The sequence below is a fragment of the Ruegeria marina genome, from assembly GCF_900101475.1.
Lineage (GTDB): Bacteria > Pseudomonadota > Alphaproteobacteria > Rhodobacterales > Rhodobacteraceae > Ruegeria_B > Ruegeria_B marina.
Genome location: NZ_FMZV01000004.1, coordinates 144,110 through 164,378, shown reverse-complemented (window position 1 = coordinate 164,378; position 20,269 = coordinate 144,110). Strand labels below are relative to the sequence as shown.

General features: G+C 62.0%; 20 protein-coding genes. 16 read left to right on the top strand and 4 right to left on the bottom strand.

Annotation, left to right across the window (positions count from 1 at the left end):
- Positions 1 to 47 precede the first annotated feature (47 nt).
- From BLT75_RS07500 to BLT75_RS07480, 5 genes are all read left to right on the top strand, one after another.
- Positions 48 to 713: a hypothetical protein gene (locus tag BLT75_RS07500; RefSeq protein ID WP_093029374.1), complete on the top strand. Its 666-nt coding sequence runs from the start codon at positions 48 to 50 to the stop codon at positions 711 to 713.
- A 62-nt stretch (positions 714 to 775) separates the two neighbouring features.
- Entirely contained in the window at positions 776 to 2,092 is a 1,317-nt protein-coding gene (locus BLT75_RS07495) for a PQQ-like beta-propeller repeat protein (RefSeq protein WP_093029372.1), read from the top strand.
- 49 nt (positions 2,093 to 2,141) lie between these two features.
- Positions 2,142 to 3,617 carry a ribosome biogenesis GTPase Der gene (gene der / locus BLT75_RS07490; protein ID WP_093029370.1) on the top strand — a complete coding sequence of 492 codons (1,476 nt, stop codon included), beginning with the start codon at positions 2,142 to 2,144 and terminating at the stop codon, positions 3,615 to 3,617.
- Positions 3,618 to 3,786: 169 nt separating this feature from the next.
- Positions 3,787 to 4,773 (top strand): fatty acid desaturase, encoded by a 987-nt coding sequence (locus BLT75_RS07485; RefSeq protein WP_093029368.1) that lies wholly within the window; start codon positions 3,787 to 3,789, stop codon positions 4,771 to 4,773.
- Between the two features lie 97 nt (positions 4,774 to 4,870).
- Positions 4,871 to 5,404, top strand: a complete 534-nt coding sequence (locus BLT75_RS07480; RefSeq protein WP_093029366.1) for a helix-hairpin-helix domain-containing protein — start codon at positions 4,871 to 4,873, stop codon at positions 5,402 to 5,404.
- 34 nt (positions 5,405 to 5,438) lie between these two features.
- On the opposite strand, the gene serS is transcribed toward BLT75_RS07480, so the two are convergent.
- Complete coding sequence (gene serS / locus BLT75_RS07475) at positions 5,439 to 6,731, bottom strand: serine--tRNA ligase (protein WP_093029364.1); 1,293 nt, start codon at positions 6,729 to 6,731, stop codon at positions 5,439 to 5,441.
- Between the two features lie 193 nt (positions 6,732 to 6,924).
- Here serS and BLT75_RS07470 point away from each other — a divergent pair, with 193 nt between their 5' ends.
- Complete coding sequence (locus tag BLT75_RS07470) at positions 6,925 to 7,740, top strand: class I SAM-dependent methyltransferase (protein ID WP_176827882.1); 816 nt, start codon at positions 6,925 to 6,927, stop codon at positions 7,738 to 7,740.
- Positions 7,741 to 7,791: 51 nt separating this feature from the next.
- On the opposite strand, the gene BLT75_RS07465 is transcribed toward BLT75_RS07470, so the two are convergent.
- Together BLT75_RS07465 and BLT75_RS07460 are read right to left on the bottom strand one after the other, a co-directional pair.
- Complete coding sequence (locus BLT75_RS07465) at positions 7,792 to 8,208, bottom strand: SET domain-containing protein (RefSeq protein ID WP_093029359.1); 417 nt, start codon at positions 8,206 to 8,208, stop codon at positions 7,792 to 7,794.
- 162 nt (positions 8,209 to 8,370) lie between these two features.
- Positions 8,371 to 10,005 (bottom strand): mechanosensitive ion channel family protein, encoded by a 1,635-nt coding sequence (locus tag BLT75_RS07460; protein ID WP_093029356.1) that lies wholly within the window; start codon positions 10,003 to 10,005, stop codon positions 8,371 to 8,373.
- A gap of 174 nt (positions 10,006 to 10,179) precedes the next feature.
- On the opposite strand from BLT75_RS07460, the gene yajC reads away from it, so the two are divergent.
- From yajC to BLT75_RS07410, 10 genes are all read left to right on the top strand, one after another.
- Positions 10,180 to 10,458 (top strand): preprotein translocase subunit YajC, encoded by a 279-nt coding sequence (gene yajC, locus BLT75_RS07455; protein ID WP_093029698.1) that lies wholly within the window; start codon positions 10,180 to 10,182, stop codon positions 10,456 to 10,458.
- Between the two features lie 33 nt (positions 10,459 to 10,491).
- Positions 10,492 to 12,153, top strand: coding sequence for a protein translocase subunit SecD (secD, locus tag BLT75_RS07450; protein ID WP_093029354.1), 1,662 nt, complete (start codon positions 10,492 to 10,494; stop codon positions 12,151 to 12,153).
- A 1-nt stretch (position 12,154) separates the two neighbouring features.
- Positions 12,155 to 13,123, top strand: a complete 969-nt coding sequence (gene secF, locus BLT75_RS07445) for a protein translocase subunit SecF (protein ID WP_093029352.1) — start codon at positions 12,155 to 12,157, stop codon at positions 13,121 to 13,123.
- A gap of 68 nt (positions 13,124 to 13,191) precedes the next feature.
- Positions 13,192 to 13,947: a sulfite exporter TauE/SafE family protein gene (locus tag BLT75_RS07440; protein WP_093029696.1), complete on the top strand. Its 756-nt coding sequence runs from the start codon at positions 13,192 to 13,194 to the stop codon at positions 13,945 to 13,947.
- Position 13,948: 1 nt separating this feature from the next.
- The gene (locus BLT75_RS07435; protein ID WP_093029349.1) at positions 13,949 to 14,302 is read left to right on the top strand and encodes an Mth938-like domain-containing protein; all 354 of its coding nucleotides are present in this window, start codon (positions 13,949 to 13,951) and stop codon (positions 14,300 to 14,302) included.
- A gap of 64 nt (positions 14,303 to 14,366) precedes the next feature.
- Positions 14,367 to 14,981 carry a heme ABC exporter ATP-binding protein CcmA gene (ccmA, locus tag BLT75_RS07430; protein WP_093029347.1) on the top strand — a complete coding sequence of 205 codons (615 nt, stop codon included), beginning with the start codon at positions 14,367 to 14,369 and terminating at the stop codon, positions 14,979 to 14,981.
- A complete protein-coding gene (ccmB, locus tag BLT75_RS07425; protein ID WP_093029345.1) occupies positions 14,978 to 15,634 on the top strand; it encodes a heme exporter protein CcmB in 657 nt (218 codons plus the stop codon). The genes ccmA and ccmB overlap by 4 nt, the downstream gene beginning before the upstream one ends.
- Before the next feature lie 45 nt (positions 15,635 to 15,679).
- The gene (locus BLT75_RS07420; RefSeq protein WP_093029343.1) at positions 15,680 to 16,453 is read left to right on the top strand and encodes a heme ABC transporter permease; all 774 of its coding nucleotides are present in this window, start codon (positions 15,680 to 15,682) and stop codon (positions 16,451 to 16,453) included.
- Complete coding sequence (gene ccmD, locus BLT75_RS07415) at positions 16,450 to 16,608, top strand: heme exporter protein CcmD (protein WP_176827880.1); 159 nt, start codon at positions 16,450 to 16,452, stop codon at positions 16,606 to 16,608. Before BLT75_RS07420 ends, ccmD begins: the two co-directional genes overlap by 4 nt.
- Positions 16,601 to 17,140, top strand: coding sequence for a DsbE family thiol:disulfide interchange protein (locus BLT75_RS07410; protein ID WP_093029341.1), 540 nt, complete (start codon positions 16,601 to 16,603; stop codon positions 17,138 to 17,140). Before ccmD ends, BLT75_RS07410 begins: the two co-directional genes overlap by 8 nt.
- A gap of 195 nt (positions 17,141 to 17,335) precedes the next feature.
- On the opposite strand, the gene acnA is transcribed toward BLT75_RS07410, so the two are convergent.
- The gene (gene acnA, locus BLT75_RS07405; RefSeq protein WP_093029339.1) at positions 17,336 to 20,086 is read right to left on the bottom strand and encodes an aconitate hydratase AcnA; all 2,751 of its coding nucleotides are present in this window, start codon (positions 20,084 to 20,086) and stop codon (positions 17,336 to 17,338) included.
- Between the last annotated feature and the right edge of the window lie 183 nt (positions 20,087 to 20,269).

The following is a 20,269-nucleotide window of genomic DNA, read 5'->3' as shown; positions in this document are numbered from 1 at the left end:
GACTGGCGTCCGTTGCAGCATCAGAAGAAAGCAGGGTGGAAACCGGTATGAGCGACACCGACAGTTTCATAGACGAAGTCACGGAAGAAGTTCGCCGCGATCGCATGTTCATGCTGCTGAAACGTTGGGGGTGGGTCGGCGTTGCCGCCGTCGTCGCCATTGTCGGCGGCGCGGCCTGGAACGAGTATTCCAAGGCCCAGTCCAACGCCAGGGCGCAGAAACTGGGCGATGACATCATCGCGGCGCTGGCTGCCGACGATGCGGCGGGCCGCGCAAGTTCGCTCGCGCAGATCGAGGCGACGACGCCGGGCGGTACGGCAGTTCTGGGCATGCTGACGGCGGCAGCGGAGCAGGACGCGGGTGATCTGTCGAGCTCTGTCGAAAGGCTCGAGGCCATCGCCGCGACGGGTGATCTGCCCGAGATCTATCGCGAGATAGCAGCCTTCAAGGCGCTGCTGATGCAGAGCGACTCGCTTGAGGTCGCCGATCGCAGGCAGCGGTTCGAGGTGTTGGCGCGTCCCGGAGCGCCGTTGCGCCTGTTGGCAACGGAACAACTGGCGCTGATCGACATCGCGGAGGGCGATATCGACGCGGCTCTTGCGCGGTTGCGGACAATTCGTGAGGACGCCGAGGTCAGCGCAGACTTGCAACAGCGCGCAACTCAGTTGATGGTGGCACTCGGCGCCGATCCGTTGCCGGTGCGGAACGGCTGACGCCGCCGGGACCAACGGCGTCTCAAAGGCGCAAGAAGAACGAAAGACAGGCGAGTTCGACCATGGTGACCAGCTCTTTTTCCCGGTTTGGAGCCGCTCTTGTGGGTAGTGCGCTGCTGCTATTGGCAGGGTGCGAGGAACCGGAGGTGATCCTGCCTGGCGTGCGCGAGGATATCCGGCCCATGACCGAGGCCGAGCAACTCAACCAGTCTCGCCCGATCAGGCTGGCGGCACAGCAGTCGAATGCCGAATGGCCCCAGGGTTTCGGTACGCCGGCCTATCGCACCGCGCATCCCGCACTTCGCGCATCGCCGCAACTGGTCTGGTCGGTGCCTATCGGGTCTGGTGACAGCCGGCGTCAAAGGATCACTGCTGATCCGGTTGTTGCCGGCGGTCTTGTCTACACGCTGGACAGTGCGGAGCGGGTCTCGGCAGTGACACCGGGCGGCGGCCTGGTCTGGCAGACGGACCTGATTCCCCCAGGGGAATCAGAGGGGCAGGCCACCGGGGGCGGTATGGGATATGCCGACGGCGTTCTCTACGTTTCATCGGGCTTCGGCAATCTGACGGCGCTCGATGCCAGGACCGGGAACGTGCGCTGGCGGCAGAAGCTGAACGCCACCGGCTCCGGCGCGCCCACGATCCGTGACGGCCTGATCTACCTCGTGGCCGGAGACGACACGGCCTGGGCCGTCACCGCCAGGGACGGGCGGATTGCGTGGCAGTTTCAGGCAACGCCCAGCGTGGGCAACGTCCTGGGCGCACCTGCACCCGCGCTGAGCAACGATCTGGCAATCTTCGCCTTCGGTTCGGGCGATCTGGTCGGAGCCTTCCGAAAAGGCGGCGTGCGACGCTGGGGAGCCTCGGTCTCAGGCGAGCGAAAGGGACGTGCGGCAGCACGGATCGGTGACGTGACAGGTAGCCCGGTCATCGTTGGCAGCACGCTTTACGCAGGTAACCATTCCGGCCGTACGGTGGCTTTCCGTGCCGACAACGGAGAACGGCTCTGGACCGCGACCGAAGGCGCGCTGGGGCCGGTTTGGCCTGCCGGCGACAGCATTTTCCTTGTCAGCGACCGCAACCAGATCATCCGCATGAACGCAGCCGACGGCAGCGTGATCTGGGCGCAGGACCTGCCGGGCTTTGTCAAGGACAAGCCCAAGAAGCGCGGCGCGACCTATGCCCATTATGGACCGATACTGGCTGGCGGGCGGGTCATCGTCGCTTCGAACGATGGCTACCTGCGGCTGTACAACCCCGAAGACGGAACGCTCTTGCAACGTATCGAAGTGCCGGGTGGGGCCACCACCGGGCCGGTGGTGGCGGGCAACACGCTTTATGTCGTGGGGACCAAGGGCCAACTGCACGCTTTCCGTTGACGCGAGGACGCGCTATAGGGCGCGTCTGAGTATAGAAAAGTAGAGTGCCATGTCTCTGACCCTCGCCATCGTGGGGCGGCCCAATGTGGGCAAATCCACCCTGTTCAACCGTCTGGTCGGAAAACGGCTAGCGCTGGTCGACGACCAGCCGGGCGTGACCCGCGACCTGCGCGAAGGGCAGGCGCGGCTGGGCGATCTGCGCTTTACCGTCATCGACACGGCAGGTCTGGAGAATGCGACCGACGACAGTTTGCAGGGGCGTATGCGCCGGCTGACCGAACGCGCGGTGGATATGGCCGATGTCTGCCTGTTCCTGATCGATGCGCGTGCGGGCGTGACGCCCAATGACGAGATTTTCGCCGATATCCTGCGCCGCCGCTCGGCGCACGTGATCCTGGCCGCCAACAAGGCCGAAGGCGCGGCGGCGGATGCCGGTGTTCTGGAGGCTTATGGGCTGGGGCTGGGAGAACCGATCCGCCTGTCGGCTGAACATGGCGAGGGGATGAACGACCTCTATACGCGACTGATGCCATTGGCCGATGCGATGGAGGAAGAAGCCGAAGACCAGGCGCCCGAAACGGATGTCGACGTCGCGGACGATGGCGAAGATGAGGACGACACCGCCGCGCGTGCAAGTGAGCCGCCAACCATCACTGCTGAGAAGCCTCTGCAAGTCGCTGTGGTTGGGCGCCCCAACGCGGGAAAGTCCACGCTGATCAACAAGATCCTTGGCGAAGAACGGCTGTTGACCGGCCCCGAGGCCGGGATCACCCGCGATGCGATCTCGCTCCGCATCGACTGGGACGGTACCCCGATGCGGATCTTTGACACCGCAGGCATGCGCAAGAAGGCCAAGGTGCAGGAAAAGCTGGAAAAGCTGTCGGTCAGCGACGGCTTGCGTGCGGTCAAGTTCGCCGAGGTGGTGGTGGTTCTGCTCGACGCTGCGATCCCGTTCGAGCAGCAGGACCTGCGCATTGCCGACCTGGCCGAGCGCGAGGGGCGCGCCGTGGTCGTCGCGGTCAACAAATGGGATGTCGAGGAAAACAAGCAGGACAAGCTGCGGGAGTTGAAGGAGAGCTTTGAGCGCCTTCTGCCGCAACTGCGCGGCGCGCCGCTGGTTACGGTTTCGGCCAAGACGGGCCGGGGATTGGACCGACTTCACGACGCCATCCTGCGCGCGCATGCGGTCTGGAATCGGCGGGTTCCGACGGCTGCCCTCAATCGCTGGCTGATCGGGATGCTTGAACAGCACCCGCCGCCCGCACCGCAGGGCAAGCGGATCAAGCTGCGCTACATGACCCAGGCCAAGACCCGGCCGCCGGGTTTCGTGGTGATGTGCAGCCATCCCGACAAGATGCCGGAAAGCTACTCGCGGTATCTGGTCAACGGTCTGCGGCAGGACTTTGACATGCCGGGCACTCCGATCCGGCTGACGTTGCGCGGACAGGGCGACAAGAACCCCTACAAGGGGCGTCGCAAGAAGAACGCCGGTGCGCTGACCAAGCACCTCAAGGGCCGGTCGTAACGTCCGCCTGTTGCTGCATTTTTTTGCATTGGGCGTGACAGCCCCCCATACTTCGCGCTAGGATTGACGTCATCGACGATATTTGTCGGGGGGCGGCTTGTCTGCGGGCGGGGCGCCATTAGGTTTTGGCTCAGGAAATTCGATCAGCCAGGTCGGGGGAACTAACGGCATGGATCTGAGAGCTTATACACGGCAGTACGCTGTCCAGGACAACCGCTTGGCGGGGTTGAGTTATTTCGGAACATTCGCGGTCTATTTCGCATCGCTCTTTCTTGCCATCGTGTATGTGGACCGTTGGTACGTGATGCTGCCTGCCGGCATCGTCTTTGCCTTTGCCGCCGTGCGCCTTTACGTGCTGCAGCATGACTGCGGCCATCATTCCCTGTTCGAGACGCGCCGTCAGAACGAACTTGCGGGCCATGTCCTGTCGCCGTTCACTTTCGCTCCTTTCGAAGTGATGAAGCAGAATCATAACCTGCATCACGCGGGCGTCGGTAATCTTGAGCATCGGGAGACCGGGGAAATCCACACCATGACGCTGCGGGAATGGAACGCTGCGGACTGGAAGACCCGATTGGCCTACCGGCTTTATCGCAATCCGTTCATCCTGATCCCTCTGGGGGCGGCTTTTACCTATTTCATCCGCTATCGCTGGCCGAAGAACGCGGCGCGGTTCGGTGTGCGCGGGGTGCTCCTGCACAATGTCTCGATCCTGCTCTTTCTGGGCGTATTGTGGTGGATCGCGGGAACGACCGGCGTTCTGGTCTGGCTGGCCTTTTCCTTCCTCGGCGGGATGATCGGAGTGTTCCTCGTCTATCTTCAGCACAATTTCGAAGATACCTACTGGGACCGGCGCCCCGGCCTCGACCCGCAGCTGGCGGCATTGCAAGGATCCTCGGCGCTGGATTTCGGCTGGTGGTTCGACACGGCGGTGGCCTGTATCACGTTGCACGACATCCACCATTTCAACGCGCGTATTCCCTCTTACCGTCTCCGGGCCTGCCATTATGGCTTGCCTGCTGAATACGCGCCGCGCCGGATCAAGTTTCCCGAAGCGGTTGCGGCGCTCAAGCTGAAGCTCTGGGACGAGGATGCACGGCGCCTTGTGCCGTTTCCCGCCGCGCATCGTCCAACCCTGGTACATAACGCAGGGTAAGACCCGCTTGTCTTATTCGGAAGGTGTTGAAAAGATCCATCCACGAAATGTATATACATTGTATAGTTAATTCAGCAGGAGGCGAGGAAAGGCCAAAATGACGTCACTGAGCGATATCCAGGGAGTAGGACCGGCACTGGCAAGACTTTTGTCGGAACACGGATATTCCGACGCCGAGTCAGTGGCCGCGACCACTGTCGAGACCTTGATGCAAATCCCCGGAATCGGAGCGTCCCGGGCCGCGATGATCGTGGCCGCGGCACAGGCGCTTGTGACGCCGGCCGGCGGCAAGAAACCGGCGGTATCCCGGACACCGTCGCAGCGCCGAGCGCCTACGGCCCGCGCCCCGCGCGCGAAAGCCGCGCGTCCTGCTCCGGTGAAACCCGCCAAACCTGTCCCGGTCGCGCGCAGCGAAACCGAGATCGCGCTGGCGGATGCGGCAGCCCTGGCCGAAATGTCCGACACCGACGCAAAGGCCGGAAAAAAGGCCAAGGCGGCAGCCAAGGAAGCCAAGGCCAAGGAAAAGAAAAAGAAATTCGAAGAGCAGATCAAGAAGGCCAAGGAAAAGGTCAAGAAGAAGTCGGAAAAGAAGAAAAAGAAGAAGAAAGAAAAGAAAAAGGCGAAGAAGTAACTTCTTCGCCTCTCGGGTTTGGGTCTCTAGCGCGTCAGACCAGTGTGCCGTCCAGTGCAAGGGTCAGCTTGCCAGCAAGGTAGGGGGCAAGCACTTCGGGGAGGGTCACGGTGCCATCTTCGTTCTGGCCGTTCTCCAGGACTGCGATCAGGCAACGTCCGACGGCAAGGCCAGAACCGTTCAAGGTATGCACGAACTGCGGTTTGCCGCCATCGGCGGGCTTGAACCGGGCATTCATGCGGCGGGCCTGAAAGTCTCCGCAGGTCGACACCGAACTGATCTCGCGATAGGTGTTCTGGCCGGGCAACCATGCTTCGATGTCAAAGGTGCGTCGCGCGCCGAACCCCATGTCGCCGGTGCACAGCACCACGGTGCGATAGGGGATGCCCAGTTTTTCCAAGACACCTTCGGCGCAGCGCAGCATGCGTTTCTGCTCTTCGTCCGACTTGTCCGGATGGGTGATCGAGACCATCTCGACCTTTTCGAACTGGTGCTGACGCAACATGCCGCGGGTGTCTCGTCCGGCCGAACCCGCCTCGGAGCGGAAGCAGAGCGAATGAGAGGTGTAACGGCGCGGCAGATAGCTTTCCTCGACCGTGCTGCCGTTGACGATATTGGTCAATGACACTTCGGAAGTGGGGATCAGCCACCAGCCCTCGCGGGTCTGATAGCTGTCTTCGCCGAATTTCGGCAACTGGCCGGTGCCCTGCATCATCTCGGACAGGACCAGGACGGGTCCGTTGACTTCGGTCAGTCCGTTCTCGGTGGTGTGGGTGTCGAGCATGAATTGCGCCAGTGCCCGGTGGATGCGCGCGACACCGCCCGACAGCAGCACGAAACGCGCACCCGACAGCTTGGCGGCGGTCTCGAAATCCATGCCGTTCTGAACCGCGGGAATGTCGAAATGCTCTCTGGGGACAAAGGCGAAGTCACGCGGCGTGCCCCAGCGGTTGATCTCGACGTTGTCGGTTTCGTCGGCCCCGTCGGGCACGTCATCGGCAGGCAGGTTCGCGATGCGCGACAGCATGTCGGCCAGTTGGGTATCGAGTTCCTTCGCCTCGGCCTGCATCTCGGCAATTTCAGCCTTTTTCTCGGTTACAAGCGCGCGCAGGCGTTCGAACTCGGCCTCATCCCCTCGCGCCTTCGCGGCGCCGACTTCCTTGGACGCCTTGTTCTGTTCTGCCTGTGCCGTTTCGGCCGCCAGGATGCGGGCGCGGCGCTCTTCGTCGACCGCCAGAATCTGCGACGACACCGGCGCGTCGCCGCGGCGCGCAAGCGCGGCGTCGAAGGCGGCAGGATTTTCGCGAATGGCGCGGATGTCGTGCATGGGTCTTGTCCTCGAAAGGTGAATCACTGCACGGCGTTATGCACCAAATGGCGGGAAGGGTGTAGCGCGTCGTTGAAGTTGCCTTGGTTCGCAAATGCAATGGCGGAAAAGCAATCGTTTCGATGGTTACGGTTCCAGCGAAACATGTTACCTTTTCCAAGTGGCATTCCATCAGCTGGTCAAGGAGGGCGCAATGGGCGGGCATGACGAGCCTGCTGCATCGGGCAGTTTTGCCGAGCGGTATGACGCGACGCTTGTGCCGGTCATTTTTCGACCCTGGGCGCGTGAACTTGTCCGACGCATCGCGCCTAAAGACGGTGACCGAATTCTGGATCTCGCTTGCGGAACAGGCGCTGTTGGCCGTGAAATTTGTGCTTCGGGTATTGAACCGGGGGTCCTGATTGGCGCGGACATAAGCGAAGATATGCTTCAGGTCGCTCGATCACGGGCATCCGAAGCTGGCATCAAGGCCGAATACCTACGGGCAAGTGCAGATGATCTGCCGTTTCCCGACCATTCCTTCGACGTGGTTTTCTGCCAGCAGGCGCTCCAGTTCTTTCCGGATCGCGCGGCCGCGTTGCACGAGTTGAAACGGGTTTTGGTGCCGGGAGGCCGGGCTGCTTTTTGCGTGTCGCGCAAATTGGAACTCAACCCGTTGCTCAAAGCGCAAGCGGCGACGCTGGACAGATATGCAAGCACGGATGCCGGCAATGCGGTGCGCGCCATCTGCGCCTTTGATGATGCGCAAATCATGCGTCGCCTGTTCGAAGATGCGGACATGACCGAGATCGAAATCGAAAGTGTCACCCTGACCCTTTCGCATCCGGATGGGCGGGCATTTGCGCAAGGTGCGATGGGCGGGATGCATACCGGAGACAAGATGTCTCGCATGTCCGCAGAATCGAGAAACGAGAGCATCGAGCATTTCATGACCGGTCTCGGAGATTGTTTCGACGGGAAGGGAATTACATTCCCCCATGTCTCCTACGTGGTCACGGCACGCGCTTAGTCGTGTACTCGTTTACGTCGGGCCGGTTTTAAACCGACCCGATGAGTATTTTCAGTTGAAGAACACTTTGGGTGGCGTCATTCGGTGGCGCGGCGGGTACATGCGGATCTCGCCGGTCATGAAGTCGGCATAGTCGCGGGTCAGTTCGGTTCCGGCCGGGATATCCCGCAACGCAATGCCCCAGACCCCATCCGAATAGTCAAGGTTGGGATACATCGAATGGTTCATGAACCGGCCTTCGTCGCCTTCGAGCATCCGGTAACCGGGGCGGTGGATGTCCGGATAGCTGTATCGCTCCAGAAACTCGCGGACATGCGGTTCGACATTGTCCAGCTTGGCTTCGGGAAAGGCGACGTCGAGCATCCGATCATGCCGCCAGACCTTGTCTCCGCGTTGGATATCGTCATGACAAAAAACCCCCAGACCTTCGATTTCGGAGGGGGCGAGATAGCAGCGCACCATCATCATGCGCCTGTTCCTTCTAGCAGGAGTGACCGGGCCGCTTCCCGGTCTGGAACATGGAAAAGTAGCCTTGCGCACAGCGGTTTGCGCAAGGAAATGAAGGCACTGATTCGTGTTGCAAAGCAACGGAAATCAACGGGAAGGGCATGTTTAGGATTTGATAGATTCCTAGGCTTCGGATCGGACCCGTTCGTCGTTGTATTGATGCGCCAGTTTGCCGTCCCAGCGCACGGTCGCGACCTTGGCTTCGGACGGATCGGCGACGTAGGACGGGGTCATGATCTGCACGCCGTTTTCGGTGAAGACGTCCAGTATGTTGCGGTGCAGATCGGACTTGATCTTCGGGATCACGGCGCCATGCGTGGTATAGGCGTTGATCTGATAGTTGACCGCATAGTCGGCCAGCGCCGCCCACAGCACGAACGGGGCAGGGCGCTTCTTCAGCCCGTCGGTACGCTTTGCAGCCTCGATCAGCATGGCCTCGACCTTTTCGGTGGGCTCTTCATAGCCAATACCGACAGTCGTATGGACCAGAAGGCCGTTGGAGTCGGCATGCTTGGAATAGTTGACGACTTCCGAATTCAGCAACTGCGCGTTCGGAATCGAGATCAATTCGTTCTTGATGGACCGCAGGTGCGTTTCCATCATCTTGATTTCCACCACATCGCCCAGATGCTCGCCGATCCTGATGCGGTCTCCGATCGAGGTGGATCGGCGATAGATCACGAAAAGCCCCGAAATCAGGTTGTTCATGACCGAGTTCGATCCGAGCGACAGCATGGCTCCGACCAGGATCGTCAGCCCCTGAAAGGCAGCCGAATCGGACCCGGGAATATATGGAAACGCAAAAACCAGCGCGATCATGATCAGGACCGCGCGTACGATATTGAAGGTCGGAATAACCCAGTTGCGCTCGAAATTGCCGATCTCGAAACTTCCCGCTTCGACCGCCTCGGAGAAGATGCGCAGCCCGCGGATGACGTATTGGGTGACCAGGGCTATGATCAGCAATGTCACGAAGTTCGGAAGGTAGTTCACGAAACCCAGAACGATGTTGAGGACCGGCCGGGTCACATAGGTCAACAGGATCAGGGCGACATATCTGGTTTCGGCAAAGGCGAGCAGGATGAAGGAAAGGTAGTAATACGCTCCCAGGAACAAGATTGCCAGGAGGCCAAAGTTCACTCCGAAACGGATCAGCGCGGCAATGGCATCGGCGCGAACATGTGCCTTTGTCGCGGTTTCCACGTCGGCAAGATTCTTGTGCACCAGCCGGGTGATACGGGTGTTGAGAAACCGCCGAAGCAGTACTCCCAGAAAGATAAAAATCGCAAAGGCGACCGTCCAGCCAACGGCGTAAATCGCGCCCTCAAGTCTCGCCTTGTCCGTCCGTTCGGCGCGGTAGGAAAGAATCGCATCTCTTATGACATCGGCATGCACGCCTGCCAGCAGCTCCAAGTCGAGTTTTTCAAGCTCGGCATCTGCCTTCGTAACGATGACGATATCGACCCCATCCGCAGTGATCAGGTAACCGGCCCGTACCTGCTGGACCTGGATATCGACGGTATTCGATTTCGAGGCGGTGGCGACTTGAACCAGCCGGTTATGGACCTGCATCGCGCGGCGCTCCGCGGGCATGCCGCTGACCCCGCGCAGCAGGAACAATTCGGTCCCGTCGAGAATGACGGGGGCCTGAAACACGCCGCGCGGAATTTTGACGGGCGCCGAACTGTCCTGAGCCAACGCGATTGACGAGGTCAATGCGCAAACCGCCAGGACCATGATTGCCAGCAAGCGGATCATTGTCGTTTTTCCCCTTCCTCCAATGTCTTGACTATAGCTGTGAACGCGATCCTGACCAGTGGCATGATAGCTGTTTGACAGGGTGCCTTGCCTCGACTTGCAAAGGCGTGGAACTGCGCATAGGTTCCCGGCAAAATTCGCGGGCCACTACCCGCCATCACAAAGGAAATGCTCATGGAAGGCGTCGCCCAGTTTCTCCCACTCATCCTGATCTTCGGCATCATGTACTTCCTGCTGATCCGTCCGCAGCAGAAGAAGGTAAAGGAGCATCAGGCAATGGTGGCGGCCCTGCGACGTGGCGATCAGGTGATCACCCAGGGCGGGCTGATCGGCAAGGTGGCCAAGGTCAAGGAAGATGGCGAACTGGAAGTCGAGATCGCCGAAGGCGTCAAGGTGCGTGTCGTGAAGGCAACCATCGCTCAGGTTCTGAACAAGACCGAACCGGCGAAGTGAAGCTTCGCGTCAACCTCCTGAAAAGGCGGGGCAATGCTACAAATTGAATCCTGGAAACGGGTGCTTGTCTGGTTGGTCTGTTTCGGCGGCCTTCTGCTGGCCCTGCCGAATGTCTTTTACACGCGTGTCGAGCAGAGCAACGACGCGCGCGCCGCGATCGAGATGAAGGGCGAAACGGCCGAACTGGCTGCAGCCGCCGGTCAGTGGCCGTCGTGGATGCCGTCATCCCTGGTGAACCTCGGCCTGGACTTGCGCGGGGGGGCTCATCTCCTGGCCGAAGTGCAGGTCGAGGATGTCTACGCAGCGCGGATGGAGGCAATGTGGCCGGAAATCCGCAATGCGCTGCGCGACGAGAGGGGCACGGTCGGCACCATTCGCAAGCAGCCATCCCCTGCCGACGAGATTCGCGTCAAGATCAGCCAGCCCGAAGGCATGGCAAGAGCGCTCGAAGTGGTGCGCGGTCTGTCGCGGCCGATCCAGACGCTCACCGGTGCGGGGGCCAGCGATATAGAGGTGCGCGGCCAGGGGGACGAGATCGTCGTAACGCTCAGCGAGGCCGAGAAGCTTGCGACCGACGACCGCACGGTAAGGCAGTCGCTGGAAATCGTGCGCCGCCGTATCGACGAGGTCGGCACCCGCGAACCGACGATCCAGCGCCAGGGCGCGGACCGGATCCTGATCCAGGTGCCCGGAATCGGCAGCGCCAGCGAATTGAAGGAGATTATCGGCACGACCGCGCAACTCACCTTCAACCCGGTTGTTGCACGCGGCACCGACCCCGAAGCGCGGGCAGATGTGGGGCAAAAGGTCGTTCCTTCGCTGGATCAGCAGGGCGTCTACTACACCTTGGAGACGGTTCCGGTGGTCACCGGCGAGGAACTGGTGGATGCGCAACCCGCCTTTGACCAGAATGGCCGGCCGGCGGTGAATTTCCGCTTCAACACCTCGGGAGCGCGCAAGTTCGGGGATTACACCCGCGACAATATCGGCGCGCCCTTTGCCATCGTGCTGGATGACGAGGTGATCAGCGCCCCGGTGATCCAGTCCCATATTCCTGGCGGTTCGGGCATCATCACGGGCAATTTCACCGTCGAGGAAAGCACAAACCTGGCAGTTCTGCTGCGGGCCGGCGCGCTTCCGGCGGGACTCGAGTTCCTCGAGGAACGCACCATCGGTCCGGAACTGGGGCAGGACAGTATCGATGCCGGCAAGGTTGCCACCGTGGTGGCCTTTGTCGCGGTCCTGGGATTCATGTGGGCCAGCTATGGCCTGTTCGGGATCTTCGCCAACATCGCGCTGATCATCAACGTCGGGCTGATCTTCGGCCTGCTCAGCCTGATCGGCGGTACGCTGACCCTTCCAGGCATCGCCGGGATCGTGCTGACGGTCGGCATGGCGGTGGACGCCAACGTGCTGATCTTCGAACGCATCCGCGAGGAACTGAAAACTGCGAAGGGCCCGGCGCGTGCCATCGAGCTTGGCTATGAAAAGGCGCTCAGCGCCATCCTGGATGCGAATATCACCACCTTCATCACCGCGGTGATCCTGTTTGCAATGGGCTCGGGCCCGGTGCGCGGGTTCGCCATCACCCTTGGACTGGGGATTTTGACCTCGGTCTTCACGGCGATCTTCGTCACCCGCCTGCTGGTGGTGATCTGGTTCGAACGCCGCCGTCCCAAGACGATCGAGGTCTGACATGCGCTTGAAACTTGTTCCGAACGAAACCTCGTTCGACTTTTTCGGCCGCTGGAAGCTGTGGCTGGGTATTTCGGCCCTTATGGTGGTGATCGGGTTTGCCTCCTTTGCCTTGCAGGGGCTGAACTTCGGCATCGACTTTCGTGGCGGTACCACGATCCGCACGCAAAGCACGCAGCCCATCGACGTGGGCGTCTATCGCGATGCCATTACGCCGCTGGGGCTGGGCGATGTGACCATCACCGAGGTGTTCGACCCGACCTTCGGACCGGATGAAAACGTGGCGATGATCCGCATTCAGGCACAGGACGAGGCCGAGGCGGTCAGCGCCGAAACCATCGCCGCAGTCGAGGCGGCGCTCAGCGCGGCAACGGCGGATATTCAATTCGTCTCGGTGGAATCCGTCGGCCCGAAGGTTTCGGGTGAACTGATCCAGACCGCGATCCTGGCCGTGTCGCTGGCGATCTTGTCGGTGCTGGTCTACATCTGGCTGCGTTTCGAATGGCAATTCGCCCTCGGCGCGGTTGCGGCGCTCATCCATGACGTGATCCTGACCATCGGCATCTTTTCCGAACTTCAGATCCGTTTCGACCTTGCGATCATCGCCGCCTTGCTGACCATCGTGGGCTATTCGCTGAACGACACCGTCGTCGTGTTCGACCGTGTGCGGGAGAACCTGCGTAAATACAAGCAGATGGAGCTGAAGGATCTGCTGAACCTGTCGATAAACGAGACGCTCAGCCGGACCCTGATGACCTCTGTGACGACGCTTCTGGCGCTGATCTCGCTCTATGTCCTGGGTGGCGACGTAATCCGCGGATTCGTCTTCGCGATGATCTGGGGAATCGTGGTGGGGACGTATTCGTCCATTTTTGTCGCCTCGACCATCCTGCTCTGGCTGGGGGTCAAGCGCGATTGGTCGAAACCGACGAATACAACCGGCAACCAGTTCGCCGATATCGACGCCTGAGCCTGGCGTCATTGCCGTTCCGCCGCTGGCACTAATCGCTCGCGGCGGAACCCTTCACGATGCCCTTCATGGAATTTTTATTTGACCTGCCGTCTTCCGAGATGTCGATCCTGGCCGGGGCGGCGCTTCTGGCCGGATTGGTGCGCGGTTTCGCTGGCTTTGGCACCGCGCTGATCTACCTGCCATTCGCCGGCGCCGTTCTGTCCCCGGTTGCTGCCATCACGACCTTGGTGCTGATGGATATCGTAGGCCCGGTGCCGATGCTGCCCCGCGCGGCCCGGCATGTGGACAAGGGCGATCTTGTCCGGCTTCTGGGGGGAGCTGCCATTGCCTTGCCGCTTGGCCTTTCGGCGCTTTTCCTGCTCGACCCGCAGCACTTCCGGTATCTGGTCTCGGGCATTTCCCTGATCATGCTGGCCGGGCTGGTTCTTGGGTGGCGTTACGCCGGGGTATTGCCCCCGGCCGCCGTCGCTGCGACCGGTTCGGCATCTGGGTTCCTTGGCGGCGTCGCCGGAATTCCCGGTCCGCCGGTGATCTTCGTCTATATGGCAAGCCCGAAACCTGCCCCGGTGATCCGGGCGAATATAACCTTCTACCTGTTCGGCTATGACTGGATGGTTCTGGCCATGATGGGGGTGGCCGGACGTCTCGATCCCGGGTTTTTCGTGACCGGCCTTGTGCTGATCCTTCCGAATATGCTTGGCACGGTGTTGGGTGCGGCGCTATTCGTTCCGGGATATGAAAGGGCCTACCGCCTGGCCGCCTATGGGCTGATCCTGGGCGCCGCGCTGACGGGCCTTCCGTTCTGGAACCTGAGAGATTGACATGCGCCTGACCGAAGTGAGCTACACCGACGCAGAACCGGTCGATGGCTATGGCCCCGGATTTTTTCGCATCGGCGGTGTGGTCTGGCAGGGGGCGACGCTCACCGGCCCGCGCGGAACCTCGACCTGGGGCGGGTACGCGGATGCGGATCCGCTGCTGGCGCTTGCGGACCAGATCGACGTGCTCTTCATCGGCACCGGCGCAGAGGTCGCGCATATCCCGGCCGCATTGCGGGCTTCTCTGGAAGAGGCGGGGACGGGGGTCGAAATCATGACTTCACCATCGGCCTGCCGTACCTACAATGTCCTTCTGTCCGAAGGCCGCCGGATCGCGCTGGCGGTGCTGCCGGTGTGAACGCCGTCTCGGATGCGTCATTTGCGGCCTTTTTCCCGTCCTTCCAATAGGCTAAGCCCGTTTCATGACACTGACCGTGACTGACCTTGCCATTGCCCGCGGCGGCGTGCCCGTGATCGAAGGGCTGAGTTTCGCGCTCGAACCGGGCCGTGCGCTGATCCTGCGCGGCCCCAACGGGGCGGGCAAGACGACCCTGTTGCGCACGCTGGCGGGGTTGCAGCCGCCGCTGTCCGGCAGGATCGAAGGTGCCGAGGATCGCATTGCCTATGCCGGCCATTCCGACGGGCTGAAACCAACGCTGTCGGTGACCGAGAACCTGCGTTTCTGGGCCTCGGTGTTCGGGGGGCGCGACATCGGTCCGGCGCTCACGGCCTTTCACCTGGACGACCTGGCCGACCGTCATGCCGGAAACCTGTCGGCAGGCCAGAAGAGGCGTCTGGGCCTGTCGCGCCTTCTTGTCACCGGTCGACCGATCTGGATGCTGGATGAGCCCACCGTGTCGCTCGACCGCGAGGCGGTCGCCATGTTCGCGGCAGCGGTGCGCGCGCATCTGGGGCAGGGCGGATCGGCCCTGATTGCCACCCATATCGACCTTGGCCTCGAAGGCGAGGTTCTGGATGTCGGTCCCTACAAGGCCAGACCTTCCCTGGACAGCGATTTCGACGGAGGATTCCTGTGATCGCGCTGCTGAAACGCGACCTTGTCCTGGCCCTGCGCGCCGGGGGCGGCTTTGGCCTGGGGCTGGCGTTCTTCCTGATCGTCACGGTGCTGGTTCCGTTCTCGGTGGGGCCGCAATCGGCGCTGCTGGCCTCCATAGCTCCGGGCGTCTTGTGGCTGGGGGCGCTGCTGGCCTGTCTCCTGTCGCTCGACCGGCTGCTGGCGCTCGATTGGGAGGATGGCACGCTCGATCTGTTGGCCACCGCGCCGCTGCCGCTGGAATCGGTCGTCACGATCAAGGCGCTTGCGCATTGGCTGACCACCGGCCTGCCGCTGGTGCTTGCCGCGCCGGTACTGGGCGTGTTGCTGAACCTGCCGGGGCCGGGCTTTCTGTGGCTGGTGGTCTCGCTGGCGCTTGGCACCCCAGCGCTGAGCGTGATAGGCACCTTCGGCGCGGCGCTGACCGTCGGTCTCAAGCGCGGCGGCCTGCTCTTGTCGCTGCTGGTGCTGCCTCTCTACATGCCGACTCTGATCTACGGCGCCGAGGTTGCCCGCCGCGGCGCCGAAGGCATGACCCTCGCCACACCGCTGATGATGCTGGCCGGCATCAGTGCCGCGGTCATCGCGCTATTGCCCTTTGCCAGCGCTGCCGTCCTCCGCGTCAATCTGCGTTGACGCAAGTCAATTGAGAAAGCCCCCGCTTCGGACTAGATAGGCTCCATGACGATATCGACGAGACTCAACGCACTCTGGGAATATGCCAATCCGCGCAAGTTCCTCGCCACCACCGAGCGGGTATTGCCCGTCCTGTGGCTGCTGACCGCCGTGACGCTGATCGGCGGGCTTGTCTGGGGCTTCTTCTTCACGCCCGACGACTTCCGGCAGGGCTCCACGGTCAAGATCATCTATGTGCACGTGCCATCGGCCTTTCTGGCGACCAGCGCCTGGTTCATGATGCTGGTGACCTCACTGGTCTGGCTGATCCGGCGGCACCATGTCAGCGCTCTGGCATCGCGCGCCGCAGCGCCGATCGGCGCGGTGATGACCATGATCGCGCTGATTACCGGGGCGATCTGGGGCCAGCCCATGTGGGGCACCTGGTGGGAATGGGACCCGCGCCTGACGTCCTTTCTGGTGCTGTTCCTGTTCTACCTTGGGTACATCGCCCTTTGGGAGGCCATCGAGGATCCCGACACTGCCGCCGATCTGACCTCTGTTCTGTGTCTTGTGGGCTCGGTCTTTGCCGTTCTCAGCCGATACGCCGTCTATTTCTGGAACCAGGGCCTGCATCAGGGGGCGTCCGTCCTGCGCGCCGGCGCTGTCACCGGCGCCGACACAACCGAAAAGGTCAGCAATGTCTATGCCTACCCGTTACTGCTTTCCATGGTGGGTTTCTTCCTGCTGTTCGTGGCCCTTGTGTTCTACCGCACCGGAACCGAGATTCGCGCGCGCCGGATCAAGGCGCTGCTGGCACGGGAAAGGGTGAACGGATGATCCCCGATCTTGGAAAATACGCAGCAACGGTCCTGTCTGCCTACGGCGCATCCATCTTGCTGCTGGTTGCACTGGTTGCACTGAGCCTGCGCCGCGGCCGAAAGGTTCGGACGGAAATGGAACAGATCGAGCAGAGGGTGTCACGCGATGGCTAAGGTTTCTCCATTGATGCTGGCGCCACCGCTGATTTTCGGTGCGTTCGTACTGCTGGCCGCTGTCGGCATGTTCCGCGATGATCCCGAATCCCTGCCATCGGCGCGCGAGGGCCAGCCCGCCCCTGCATTGGTTCTGACAGAATTTCCCGGCGCGCCGGGCTTCGACGAAGCCACATTGCGGGATGGCGAGGTGAAGCTTGTCAATTTCTGGGCCAGTTGGTGTGCCCCATGTCGGGCCGAACATCCGAGCCTTGAAAAACTCGCCGCCGAAGGCATTCCGATCTACGGTGTGAACTACAAGGACAAGGTGGAGAACGCGCAGGCATTCCTGGACGAGTTGGGAAACCCTTTCGCGGCCCTTGGGCGGGACGAGCAAGGGCGAACCGGTCTCGACTGGGGCGTTTACGGAGTTCCCGAAACCTATGTCATCGCGGGGGACGGCGCGATCGTTCTGCGCTTTGCCGGACCGATCACCTCGCGGGTGATCGACAGCACGATCCGCCCGGCGCTGGAAAAGGCCGCGGCCCGCTAGCCCCGGTCTTGGACAGAGGGGGCGCTGCCCCCGCCGCCCTGGCGGGCAGTTCCCCGGCGTATTTCTGAGAAGATGAAATGCGGGACACGTGTTCGCGCTTCTTTCTGGTCGCAAATACTCCGGAGCGCGAGGCAGAGCCTCGCAAAAAAAACGGGCGCCGGTTGGGGCGCCCGCTCTTGTTTCGACCGACCGGCCTCAGCTGGCTTTGGCCAGATTGCGCAGCACGTAATGCAGCACGCCGCCGTTCTCGATGTATTCGATCTCGGGCGCGGTATCGATCCGGCACTTGACCTCGATCGTCCTGGTGGTGCCATCGCCATAGGTGATGTCGCAGGGCACGGTCTGGAGCGGCTGGATGGTGTCCAGACCACGGATCGAGACGGTTTCATCGCCCTTCAGGCCCAGCGACTGGCGGGTGTCGCCGCCGGTGAACTCGAACGGGATGACCCCCATGCCAACCAGGTTCGAGCGGTGGATACGCTCGAAGCTTTCGGCGATCACGGCCTTGACGCCCAGCAGTGCGGTGCCCTTGGCTGCCCAGTCGCGCGACGAGCCGGCGCCGTATTCCTTGCCGGCAAAGATCACCAGCGGAATACCAGCCTCCTGGTAGGCCATAGAGGCGTCGTAGATCGAGGTCTGCACGCCATCGGGGCCCTTGGTGAAACCGCCTTCGACGCCGTCCAGCATCTCGTTCTTGATGCGGATGTTGGCGAAGGTGCCGCGCATCATCACCTCGTGGTTGCCGCGGCGCGAACCATAGGAGTTGAACTCGCGCGGCTGCACCTGGCGCTCGGTCAGGTATTTGCCGGCGGGCGTGTCTACCTTGAACGAGCCCGCGGGCGAGATGTGGTCGGTGGTGATCATGTCACCGAGGATCGCCAGTACACGGGCGCCCTCGATATTGGTGATCTCACCTTTCTCGTGGGACATGCCCTGGAAATAGGGCGGGTTCTGGATATAGGTCGACGTTGCCGGCCAGTCGTAGGTTTCGCTGTCGGTGGTTTCGACCGATTGCCACTTGGCGTCGCCTTTAAACACGTCGGCGTATTTCTTGAGGAATGCCTCGCGGGTCACGGTGGCGTTCACCAGGTCGGCGATTTCCTTGTTGGTGGGCCAGATATCCTGGAGGTAGACCGGCTGGCCGTCCTTCGAGGTGCCGAGCGGCTCGGTGGTCAGGTCGATGTTCATGTCTCCGGCCAGCGCATAGGCGACCACCAGCGGCGGCGAGGCCAGGTAGTTGGCGCGTACGTCGGGGCTGATGCGGCCCTCGAAGTTGCGGTTGCCCGAGAGGACGGCGGTCGCGACGAGGTCACCCTCGCTGATCGCCTTGGAGATTTCGGGCTGCAGCGGGCCCGAGTTGCCGATGCAGGTGGTGCAGCCATAGCCCACCAGGTTGAAGCCGATGGCGTCGAGATCTTCTTGCAGGCCGGCGGCCTCGAGATACTCGGTCACCACCTGGCTACCGGGTGCCAGCGAGGTCTTGACCCAGGGCTTGCGGTTCAGGCCCAGTTCGCGCGCCTTGCGGGCGACCAGGCCGGCGCCGATCAGCACGTAGGGGTTCGAGGTGTTGGTGCAGGAGGTGATCGAGGCGATCACCACCGAACCGTCGCGCAGTTGATACTCCTCGCCGTCGACGGCGACCGATTTCAGGACGTCCACCTGCTTGGTCGCAACCGGCCCTTCGTCCGCCATGTCCTTGGCGGCGTTGGAGATGTCGATGCCGCGGTGTTCCGCGACGACCTTGGCAAAGGCCGAGGCCGAGTTGGTCAGCGGCAGATAGTCCTGCGGCCGTTTCGGACCGGAGATCGCCGGAACGATGGTGCCCATGTCGAGTTCCAGCGTCGAGCTGTAGATCGGCGCATAATTGGCGCCGCGCCAGAAGCCGTTTTCCTTGGCGTAGGCTTCGACCAGCGCGATGCGGTCCTCGTCGCGGCCGGTCTGGCGCAGGTAGCGCAGGGTTTCGTCGTCGATCGGGAAAAAGCCGCAGGTCGCGCCGTATTCCGGGGCCATGTTGGCGATGGTCGCGCGGTCGGGCAGGGGCAGGTGATCGAGGCCGGGGCCATAGAATTCGACGAACTTGCCCACCACGCCATGCTTGCGCAGCATCTCGACCACTTTCAGCACCAGGTCGGTGGCGGTGCTGCCTTCGATCATCTCGCCGGTCAGCTTGAAGCCGACGACCTCGGGGATCAGCATCGAGATCGGCTGGCCCAGCATCGCGGCCTCGGCCTCGATGCCGCCGACGCCCCAGCCCAGAACGGCCAGGCCGTTGACCATGGTGGTGTGGCTGTCGGTGCCGACCAGCGTGTCGGGATAGGCGACGGTTTCACCGGCCTGGTCGGTGTCGGTCCAGACGGTCTGCGCCAGGTATTCCACGTTGACCTGGTGGCAGATGCCGGTGCCCGGCGGCACGACGCGGAAGTTGTTGAACGCTTTCTGGCCCCATTTCAGGAAGGTGTAACGCTCGAGGTTGCGCTCGTACTCGCGGTCCACGTTCATCTGGAAGGCGCGGGGGTTGCCGAACTCGTCGATCATGACCGAGTGGTCGATGACCAGGTCGACGGGGTTGAGCGGGTTGATCTTCTGCGCGTCACCGCCCAGACCCTTGATGCCGTCACGCATGGCGGCCAGGTCGACCACGGCGGGCACGCCGGTGAAGTCCTGCATCAGTACGCGGGCCGGGCGATAGGCGATCTCGCGCGGGTTCTTGCCACCCTTGGCGCCCCATTCGGCGAAGGCCTTGATGTCCTCGACCGAGACGGAGAAGCCGCCATCCTCGAACCGCAGCATGTTCTCAAGCACCACCTTGAGCGAGGCGGGCAGGTTCGAGAAATCGCCGAGACCGGCTTCGGTCGCGGCGGGGATGGAGTAATAGGAAATGGATTTGCCATTGACGCTGAGCGTTCGGCGCGTCTTGGCGGTATCCTGTCCGACTGTGATGGGCATCTTGGCCTCCCTCTCGAGGAACGTGGAAATGGGATTCGCTGCGGGTTATCTGCATCACGTCCGCCTTTGGTTCAAGCGCCAAGACGGGGGGTGCGTCAATTTTGGTATACCATTGCACACATGGCTTTGCAATATGAAGGTATACAATTGTATACCGGGCAGCATGCGGCGCTCAAGCAACCT